Raw genomic sequence first — 638 nt, forward strand, 5'->3', positions numbered from 1 at the left:
CAATAAAAAGCGTGTACACAGTGCACTGGGTTATGTATCGCCTTTTGAGTTTGAAGCAATGTACTATGATAAGATTAACCCGTTAGGTCAGGTGGCCTAACTTAAATAAAAAAGTCTCCGACAAACCTGGTACGGTTCATTTATTAGAAGATGATGTTTTAAAGTTTAATGAACTGAGGAAGAAAATTCCAAATGTCACTCAAAAAATGCTCACTAGACAATTACGTGAACTTGAAGAGGATCAACTGATTCTACGAAAGGTTTATGCCGTTGTTCCTCCTAAAGTAGAATACCGATTATCAACACTAGGCACTTCTTTAGCACCTATTTTGGTTGCATTAAAACAATGGGGGGATAAAAATATTGGTTTATTTGGAAAACCCATTATGCCTTTAGAATCAGAATAAAACTTAAACCTGTTTTACGTCACTTACAACTCTGATATTTTCTAGAAATACTGTGCTTTCACTGCTTACACACCATTCTGAACCGTACCAGGTTTGTCGGAGACTTTTTTATTTAAGTTAGGCCACCTGACCTAACGGGTTAATCTTATCATAGTACATTGCTTCAAAATCAAAAGGTGATACATAACCTAGTGCACTATGTACACGCTCTTTATTGAACCAATCTACCCA

At 36.2% G+C, this 638-nt stretch carries 1 protein-coding gene and 1 pseudogene; one reads left to right on the plus strand and one right to left on the minus strand.

Features of this window, described 5'->3' with window-relative positions; translation table 11 throughout:
* Window positions 1–137 precede the first annotated feature (137 nt).
* Window positions 138–407: pseudogene (locus tag MF4640_RS18845) on the plus strand (winged helix-turn-helix transcriptional regulator); the annotation flags it as partial.
* Window positions 408–524: 117 nt separating this feature from the next.
* Here the strand turns inward: MF4640_RS18845 and MF4640_RS20020 are convergent.
* A partial coding sequence (locus MF4640_RS20020) for an IS3 family transposase (RefSeq protein WP_161944396.1) occupies window positions 525–638 on the minus strand: 114 nt, incomplete at its 5' end.

Source organism: Acinetobacter sp. MF4640 (assembly GCF_002018895.1).
Lineage (GTDB): Bacteria > Pseudomonadota > Gammaproteobacteria > Pseudomonadales > Moraxellaceae > Acinetobacter > Acinetobacter johnsonii.